This window comes from Actinomadura nitritigenes (genome assembly GCF_017573545.1).
Lineage (GTDB): Bacteria > Actinomycetota > Actinomycetes > Streptosporangiales > Streptosporangiaceae > Spirillospora > Spirillospora nitritigenes.
Map to the genome: position 1 here is coordinate 57554 of NZ_JAGEOK010000047.1, position 8242 is coordinate 65795.

Annotated in this window: 8 protein-coding genes and 2 pseudogenes; 6 read left to right on the forward strand and 4 right to left on the reverse strand. The window is 69.5% G+C overall.

The genetic code is table 11. The features are described 5' to 3' along the window. The first annotated feature begins 38 nt into the window (after positions 1-38). Positions 39-1376 (forward strand): epoxide hydrolase family protein, encoded by a 1338-nt coding sequence (locus tag J4557_RS44105; RefSeq protein ID WP_372442590.1) that lies wholly within the window; start codon positions 39-41, stop codon positions 1374-1376. Positions 1377-1649: 273 nt separating this feature from the next. Here the strand turns inward: J4557_RS44105 and J4557_RS52390 are convergent. Further along, a pseudogene (locus J4557_RS52390) lies at positions 1650-1913 on the reverse strand (Tn3 family transposase); the annotation flags it as partial. Next, entirely contained in the window at positions 1898-2077 is a 180-nt protein-coding gene (locus J4557_RS50430; protein WP_243777323.1) for a hypothetical protein, read from the reverse strand. The pseudogene J4557_RS52390 and the gene J4557_RS50430, both read right to left, overlap by 16 nt. 1034 nt (positions 2078-3111) lie before the next feature. Between J4557_RS50430 and J4557_RS44125 the strand changes: the two genes are divergently transcribed. Then, positions 3112-3987, forward strand: a complete 876-nt coding sequence (locus J4557_RS44125; protein WP_208273011.1) for an SDR family NAD(P)-dependent oxidoreductase — start codon at positions 3112-3114, stop codon at positions 3985-3987. A 9-nt stretch (positions 3988-3996) separates the two neighbouring features. After that, on the forward strand, positions 3997-4482 hold the full coding sequence (locus tag J4557_RS44130) for a MerR family transcriptional regulator (RefSeq protein WP_208273013.1): 486 nt from the start codon (positions 3997-3999) through the stop codon (positions 4480-4482). Between the two features lie 875 nt (positions 4483-5357). Here the strand turns inward: J4557_RS44130 and J4557_RS44135 are convergent. Then, the gene (locus J4557_RS44135; protein WP_208273015.1) at positions 5358-6284 is read right to left on the reverse strand and encodes an NADP-dependent oxidoreductase; all 927 of its coding nucleotides are present in this window, start codon (positions 6282-6284) and stop codon (positions 5358-5360) included. Between the two features lie 126 nt (positions 6285-6410). Here J4557_RS44135 and J4557_RS44140 point away from each other — a divergent pair, with 126 nt between their 5' ends. The 3 genes and pseudogenes from J4557_RS44140 (at position 6411) to J4557_RS52400 (ending at position 7598) form a co-directional block, all read left to right on the forward strand. Next, entirely contained in the window at positions 6411-6992 is a 582-nt protein-coding gene (locus J4557_RS44140; RefSeq protein ID WP_208273017.1) for a TetR/AcrR family transcriptional regulator, read from the forward strand. Positions 6993-7057: 65 nt separating this feature from the next. After that, positions 7058-7207: pseudogene (locus J4557_RS52395) on the forward strand (aldo/keto reductase); the annotation flags it as partial. A 61-nt stretch (positions 7208-7268) separates the two neighbouring features. Next, a complete protein-coding gene (locus tag J4557_RS52400) occupies positions 7269-7598 on the forward strand; it encodes an aldo/keto reductase (protein ID WP_372442588.1) in 330 nt (109 codons plus the stop codon). A 372-nt stretch (positions 7599-7970) separates the two neighbouring features. Here J4557_RS52400 and kilB read toward each other — a convergent pair. Continuing rightward, positions 7971-8242, reverse strand: a 272-nt coding sequence (gene kilB, locus J4557_RS44150; RefSeq protein WP_208273020.1) for a plasmid transfer protein KilB, incomplete at its 5' end; no start/stop codon positions are given.

Consider the following 8242-nt stretch of genomic DNA (forward strand, 5'->3'; position numbering starts at 1 on the left):
GGCGTAGGGCCCGTCCGACATCGTTCACCCGTAGCGCCGTGAAGAGGAAATCAGCGCTGGCTTTGACCAGCGGGCGACGGTCAACACCTGATGCGGCGCGCAGGTGCTCCCGGACAGCTCTGGTCGCGTCCTCAGCGATCTGCCTGCGAGAGCCCGGGCGTAGCATGCCCGAAATGACGACATGGGCTGACGCGAGCATCCACCCGTTCCGTATCGACATACCCCAGAGCGATCTGGATGATTTGCACGAGCGTCTCGACCGCACCCGCTGGCCCGACGAGCTGCCGGGTGTGGGCTGGTCCTATGGTGTCCCGCGCGACTACCTCAAGGAGCTGGCGCACTACTGGCGGCACGTGTACGACTGGCGGGCCGCGGAGGCCGAGTTGAACCGGTGGCCGCAGTACACCACCACGATCGATGGGGCGAGCATCCATTTCGCCCATCTCCGCTCGCCCGAACCGGATGCGATCCCGCTGCTCATGACGCACGGCTGGCCCGGCTCGATCGTCGAGTTCACCAATGTCGTCGGCCCGCTCACTGACCCGCGCGCACACGGCGGCAACCCAGCTGATGCGTTCCACCTGGTGCTCCCGAGCATCCCCGGGTTCGGCCTGTCCGGGCCGACGACGCAACCGGGCTGGGAGTTCAAGCGGGTGGCCGCGGCGTTCGCCGAGCTGATGGCGCGTCTCGGATACGCACAATACGGAGTACAGGGCGGCGACTGGGGAGCCGTCATCTCCCGTGAGCTCGGCCGTACCCGGCCCGATCGGGTCATCGGTGTCCATCTGAACCTGTTGCCGGATTCCTTCCAGGCCCAAGAACCCGACGCGGATGAGTTGAAGGCGCTTGCTCCGAACGAGCGTGAGCGCACGCTGGCCTCCTGGGAACGCATCAAAGCGTGGAGCCGCGAGCGTCAGGGTTACGCCGACCTCCAGGCGACCCGGCCACAGACCTTGGCGTACGGCCTGACCGACTCGCCAGTGGGCCAGTTGGCCTGGATCGCGGAAAAGTTCAAGGAGTGGACGGACTCCCGGGACCGTCCGGAGGACGCCGTCGATCGCGACCAGATGCTGACCAACGTGATGCTCTACTGGCTGACCGGCACAGCCGGCTCCTCGGCCCGCCTCTACTACGAACGGGCACACGCCGACTACTGGGGCACGCTCCCTGAACCGTCGACGGCGCCGACCGCGCTGGCCGTCTTCCCGCGAGACAATTTCATCCCGCTGCGGCATATCGCGGACCGCACGAACACCATCGTGCAGTGGACAGAGTACGAGCGAGGTGGGCATTTCGCAGCGATGGAGCAACCGGAGCTTCTGGTCGGCGACATCAGGACGTTCTTCCGGAAACTCCGCGAGACCACGCCCAAGTGATTTGGCGCTGGTGGTGGCGTCCAGAAGCTGAGCCGGTTCCCAGCACCGCAGTCCGATCGGACTGCAGGAACGCAGGGCCCCTGACCGGCTCAGTTCTGGTGACGGGGTTTCACGCAGCCTGTCCAGGGTCTCGAAATCGATCTCGGTCCAGGACGGCGTCGAAGGCGGCGGGTTTGATGGCCGGGGCGTCGGCGGGGTAGACCCCGAACCGGTTTCGGGCCTCAGCTCGCGGACGACCTCGGCCATGTCCAGAGCGGTGTGGAACACCACGCAGTTGGCCAGCAGGGAGTTGAACTTGATGAGCCTTTCCTGCTCGGCGGGGTCGCTGTCGGCGATCAAGCCGGCGTTGCGGGACCGCAGCCAGGCGCCGGACCCGTTGTAGGCCTCGACCTTGTTCGTCCGCCGCCGTCACCCGGCGCCGCAACGCCGAATCGGCCAGGTAAGGCAGTAGGGGGCCGTGCGTACGCTGCGGCCGACCTCACGGAACGTTTTGTTGATCTCGTGGCGGCAGGAGTTGGAGGTCAGCCGACGCAGCATGGTGTCTGGGTGAAGCCGGCCTTCGCGGATCGAGATCGCCACCCGCACCAGGTCCGGTTCAGCTCGACGATGCTGGTGTGCCGGTTCTTGGCCAGGGAGATCTCATGCGCGCTGATCCCCGGGTTGTGCCGGGCGGCCTCGTGGGGGCCATGTTCGAGCCGCACGCGAACATGGTCAGCACATATCGGCCCTGGGGATCCTGCAACTTCGGGGCACTGCCCGATGCCGGGCCGAAGTGCCGCCACCGGCCCAGCCAGTACGCGGTACGGGCCAGGATCTGGATCAGCGTGCACTCGGGCATCCGCCGCCGGATCTCCTCGGCCAGCTGCGCGGCCTCCTGCGAGGTGCCCATCCCGCGCAGCGGCTTGAGCACCGGCACTCCGTCCTCGTCGATGAACAGGTCGGGGTAGCCGGCGTCCAGGCCGGCCGCGGCTGGGCGTGCCGCTCCTTCAACGCCGCGGTTAACCCTCCGGCGCTGGCAAGCAGGCCCGCCTCGGAACCGAAATCAGGAATCGGCGGCCGGCACTCGGCGTAGGCCAGCAGGTGTGCCGGCCAGTCCCTGAACTCGCTCTTCCCGGCCACCGCGATGTCCGCGGTGCGCATTTCCTCGGCCAGGTACGAAATGCCGTTGACCAGCATTCCGGGGTGGGCGCGGTCCCGTACCGCCCGAACCCAGTTCACCGAGGCGAACGACAGATCCAACCGCACGCCCTCGCGATGGTCGAGGATGAAGTTGCGGGTCTTACCCAGTAGGCCGCCGCGTGCATCAGCGCGTCGACCACGCTGTGGTCGGTCGAGGTGGCCTACAGCGTCAGCGACCCGCCCAGCGCCAGCCGCGCTGGCCCGGCCGGACTTGAAGTGCCCGGGCCACGAGCCTCATCCGGCGCCTGTCCGGCCGCTTCCTCGGCTCCCGAACGTGCCCCCAGCCGCCAGGTACTCCCCGTTTGGGGCTGGTAGCACGGACTCGGGAGGGGGCCTGGAAGTCCCGGGGGCGTGGCGGCCTGAAGGATCCTCAGCGAACCGAGGGCGGTTTTGGTCCGTGGTGGGCGTATCCAGTCCTCGGGTTCGGGGGCAAGGGACGACGTACAGCTCGGCAGGCTGATCGGGGGCGTGGACGCATCGGCAGGCAGACCGTCGACGAGCAGCGGCGGACGACGCGCTTGCGTTCGAGCGCGCTCTAACTCCTAGCGTCGTCGGCATGACATCTCAACCAGGGACTCAGCGGACATGGATCATTACCGGCGCGTCGGCGGGCTTCGGCCGTGCCATCGCCGAGTGCGCTGTCGGTCGGGGCGACAACGTGGTGCTGGCCGTGCGGCGGCCCCGATCGGTGGCCGACCTTGCGGACGCCCACCGCGACCAGGTCCTGGTCGCCGAGCTCGACGTGCGTGACACCGGGCGCGCCGGGGACGTCGTACGGTCGGCGGTCGACCGGTTCGGTCGGGTGGACGTGCTGGTGAACAACGCAGGCCGCGGGGTCGTCGGTGCGGCCGAGGAGGTCGGTGAGGAGGAGCTTCGCGCGTCTCTGGAACTGCACCTGCTGGGTCCGGCGGCGCTCGTGCGGGCCGTCCTGCCGTACTTTCGCGAGCAGGGGTCGGGCACGATCGTGCAGATGAGCAGCCAGGGCGGGCGCATCTCCTTCCCCGGGGTCGGCGCGTACTCGGCCGGCAAGTTCGCGCTCGAAGGCTGGTCGGAGGCGCTGGCCGGCGAGGTCGCGGCGTTCGGGGTCCGGGTGATGATCGTCGAGCCGAGCCGGTTCCGCACCTCGTTCAACGCGCCCGGCGTGCTCGGGGTCGCCGACGCCAGCGCCGCGTACACCGGGCTGGTGGGGGCCGTCCGCAACGATATGGCGAGCGCCGACGGGATGCAGGAGGGCGATCCGGTACGGGCCGCGGAGATCATCGTGGACCTGGTCGCTGGTGAGGAGCTGCCGCTGCGCCTTCCGCTCGGGCGTGAGGCGGTCGAGCGCATCGGAAGGTCCTACCGGCAGAACCTGGAGGAGCTCGAACGCTGGGCCCCTACGGCACGTGCCGCCGACTTCCCCGGCGCCGCCGCATCCGCCCGGCCGATCTAGAGTGTCGCCATGGCCACGGACGATCTGATGTCGAGGGCGCTCGCCGCCCTCGACGAGGTCGACGGCCCGATGTCGGTCGAGGTGATCCACCGCCTCGTCGACGTCGGCGCCGCCACCGACCCCATGACCATCACGGAGGTCGCCGACCTGCTCGACATGTCGCCGCACACGCTGCGCTACTACGAGCGGATCGGGCTGGTCGAGGTGGGCCGCGACGCCAGCGGCCACCGCAGCTACGACGCGGCGGCGGTGCGGAGACTGGTGTTCCTGACCCGCATGCGCCTGTCCGGGATGGCCATGCGCGACCTTCAGCACTACATGCGGCTGGCAGACGAGGGCGACGACACCGTCCCCGAGCGCCTTGACCTGCTGCTCGAACACCGCGACACGATCCGCCGGCAGCTCAAGGAGCTGACCCTGTCGCTGGCGGCGACCGAGTACAAGATCGCCACCTACGGCGGCCACACCGGCCCGTCGTCAGCGGGGGAGGCCTGACCCGTCGGCACCGACCACGCCGAGTGGGTTCACCGCGCCCAGTCGGCACGGTCACCCTCGTCTTCACCACCTGGGCGGAGACACGAAGCCGGGTTGGACGGCTTCTTGACCCGAAGGCGTCGTCCCGGCGATGGTCACGCATGGCGCCGGAGTGCAACCGCTTCGCCCCATCGCAGGTTCGCGAAGGTCGCCAGTGCGCTGTCCCGGAACGTTCGCCGGGTCGGGTGACACGCCGTCGGGCTTGCCCGGTTCTGCCGTGCCTTGGTCCCAAACTCGATGGGAGAGGACGGTGTCGGGGCTGGCGGGGTGGCGATGGCGGAACCGGTAAGTGGCGGCGTATGAGTACACGGTCCGCGGTGTGGTCCATGCGTTCAATGCCAAAGGGCCGGCCGCGTTGGACCATCAGTGGCGGGAGGCCGTCCCCCGCCTGATCGGCACCGGTATGAGGACCATGTGGCGGCGACGGCTTTGACCCGCCCGGAGAAGCTCGGCAGGCCGTTCACGCATTGGAGTCTGCGCAAACTCGCCGGCTATCTCGCAGACAACCCAGTGCATGCCGATTTTTACTGGCCTGTCGTTGCGGCAGTCCCACCGCCCGGTGCAATCGTTTGGTAGGAACGCGCCTTCTCCGCGCGGAGCGCGACGGTCGACACTCCCCGGCCAGTGGCGACAAGGGAGAGAACCTTGGCCCAGTAGACGGTGGTGGGGCGTGCTCGATGTGCCGCCCTCACGGAAGTCGGGCAGCGATTCCCCGGCGGCAACGGCCAGCTGTGTCAATTCCGCGATGACGAAGTCCAGTTCGCCGTCGCGCAGCTGGTGGTACTTCTGCTCGCACAGCCACTGCGCCGAGCCCGCCGGGTCGGCCGATCTCGGGGTCAGATCGGCGCCAGGACAAGTTTGCCTCGGACGTGGCCTGCCTGGCTCTCGCGGTGGGCAGCTGCCGCGTCGGTCAGCGGGTAGGTGCGGGCGATGGGCATCGTGATCGTGCCGGTCGCAACGAGCGCGGCCACTTCGTTCAGGATGCCGGGCATGCCGTCGGGCTCACCGTAGGCGAACCTTACGCCCAGGGACTCTGCCGAGGGGTCGGCGAGAGTGATCACGCGGTCGGGGTCGCCGGTCAACTCCACCAGGGCCGGGAGGGAACCGTGCCCTGCGGCGTCCACGGCGGCGTCCACGCCGTGCGCGGTAACGGCCCGAACCCGGTCGGGCAGGCCGGACCCGTAGGTCACGGGGACCGCGCCAAGGGAGCGCAGGTGGTCGTGGTTGCGCGGGCCGGCCGTGCCGATGACGGTGAGCCCGCGATGCCGGGCGAGCTGGACGGCGATGGTCCCCACGCCGCCTGCCGCGCCGTCGATCAGGATTGTGTCGCCCTGCTTCAAGCCGAGTTGCGCCAAGGCGTGATGGGCCGTGGTGCCGGCAACGGGCAGGGCGGCCGCCACCTCCCAGGACACCGCTTCGGGTTTGGCTGCGATGGCATCGAGGTTCGCCAGCGCGAGTTCGGTGTAGCTTCCGGCGGCCGCCTTGCCGAAGACCTCGTCTCCAACGACGAAATCGGTCACACCCGGCCCGACGCACTCCACGACGCCTGCCATGTCCACACCCGGAACGGCGGGAAACCGGACGGGCATCAGCTCGGCCATCGCCCCGCTGCGGACCTTCCAGTCGACCGGGTTGACGCCGGCGGCGCGGACCGCGATCCGGACCTGCCCCGCGCCGGGCTCGGGCACCTCGTGTTCGGTCACGTGCAGGACATCGGCGTCGCCGTACTCGAAGAACTCGACGGCCCGGCAGATCCGTTTCATGGCTCCCTCTCTCGATGCGGCCTTGCGTCGACGACGGTCGGCCGGCGGGCCCGGAGGACACGAACCGGTCCGCCGGTCCGGTACGATACGGACCATTGGTCCGATTATGCAAGGAGGCGGAGCCCCGTGGCCGAGCGCACCGATGCAGCCCGCAACCGCGCCGCCGTGCTGGCCGCCGCGGAAGCGCTGTTCCAGCGCGACGACCTCGACCACGTCAGCCTGGCGCGCATCGCCCAGGCCGCAGGGGTCGGCAAGGCCACGGTCATGCGCCGCTTCGGCGATCTGCTGGGGTTGGTCGATGCGCTCATCGCGCCGCGCGTCGCCGCCCTGCAGGACCGCGTGCGATCAGGAGAGCCCCCGCTCGGGCCCGGAGGGGACGCCGCCGCACGCCTGCACGCCTATCTCGACGCGCTGCTGGACTTCGTCGTAGAGAACCGCACGCTCATCCGCGCACTGGAGCACTACGGCCCGCACGCCTACTACGCCAACCCCGCCAGCCGGTTCTGGATCGACGAACTCACCGCCCGGATCCATGCCGCACGTCCCACCGTCGACGCCGGCTACTTCGCCCACGCCGTCTTCACCGCTCTGCGCGCCGACGTCATCGACTATCTCCGCGAGCACCAGCACATGGACACCGAACGCATTCGCGCAGGCGTGCACGCCTTGGCCGACCCACCGGACCACGGGTCCGGCCCGCGCCGCTGAGCAGTACACCCCCTACCCCGACGAATCAGGCATGACATGGCACAAGTGAATCTGCTCTCGGCGCGATGCGCTTCGGAAGCCAGGTGGACGAGCGGACCGCGCTGGAGCCGCTCGACCGGTGCGCCGACGCGGGCGGCACCCTGATCGATACGGCGAACTGCTACGCGTTCTGGTCCGATCCCGACGGCGCCGGCGGGCACAGCGAAGGGGAGATCGGCCAATGGCCGGCAGGGCGTCCCGGCATCCGCGATCGTATGCGTCTCAGCACCAGGGCGGGTGCCCGCCCAGTCGGCGACGGCGAGTGCGGCGGTCGAGGCCAGCCTCCACCGTCTGCGCTGCGACCGTGTCGACCTGTTCTGGACCCACGTGGAGGACCGGTCGGTGCCGTTGGAGGAGGCGGGGCAGGCGCTTGCGCTGCTCGTGGAGTCCGGGACCGTGGGCCGCCTCGGCGCCTCCTTGGCGGGTAGAGCGTGGCGAGCGCGTACAGGCTCGCGACACCAGGACGACCACCAAGACGACAGCGAAGACTCCCGGAGCCTCGGCGGCCCCGCGGGCGCCGGTCGAGTACCGGCCCGCGAGGAGGTCGAGTGCAGAAATCAGCGGTAGCGGTCGGCGTCTGGCCCTCCCGCAGGTCGCGGCGGGGAGCGGCGGAGTCGGTGCCGAGATCTAGAGTCGGGGAGCACCCGAAGCCCCGGATCCCATAGTTGTCTGGCGGGTAGACCACCTGGCACCGGTACGTCCCGATGCGTCCTGCCGGACGTCCCGGAGACGTCCCGGACGGCGTTGCCGAAAGACGCGGACCACGGCGCGCGGACGGCGTCCGCCGGCGACGCAAGCACGAGCACAAGGACGACGTCGAGACGGCCCCGGCCGGGACGGCCGCGGCGCGGTGGCCACTGTCCGTTCCACTCGGACCTTGCCGACGCCTGGCTCGCTGACCTGCCGGGCAAAGGAAACGAGCCACTTCGGTGTGAGCGGCTATATGGCGAGCCGCTCTGAAGCATCGAAGATGAACGCTGAGACGGCCGCCTCGAAATCCGCCTCAGCGGCCTTGAGGTCTCCCTCGTCGGTCGCGTCGCCGAGCGTGGCTATATGCGCGAATGCAGCGTCGGCAAGCGGCTCCGGCCGACCGGACACCAACAGCAGTCGGAATCGTGCCGCTTCGGCAAGCGCCCCCAGGCGGTCGGCCTCTGAGAGCGCGACGCGATGTTCGTCCGGATCCGACCGCCGGAGTAGTGCGGCCACGACTC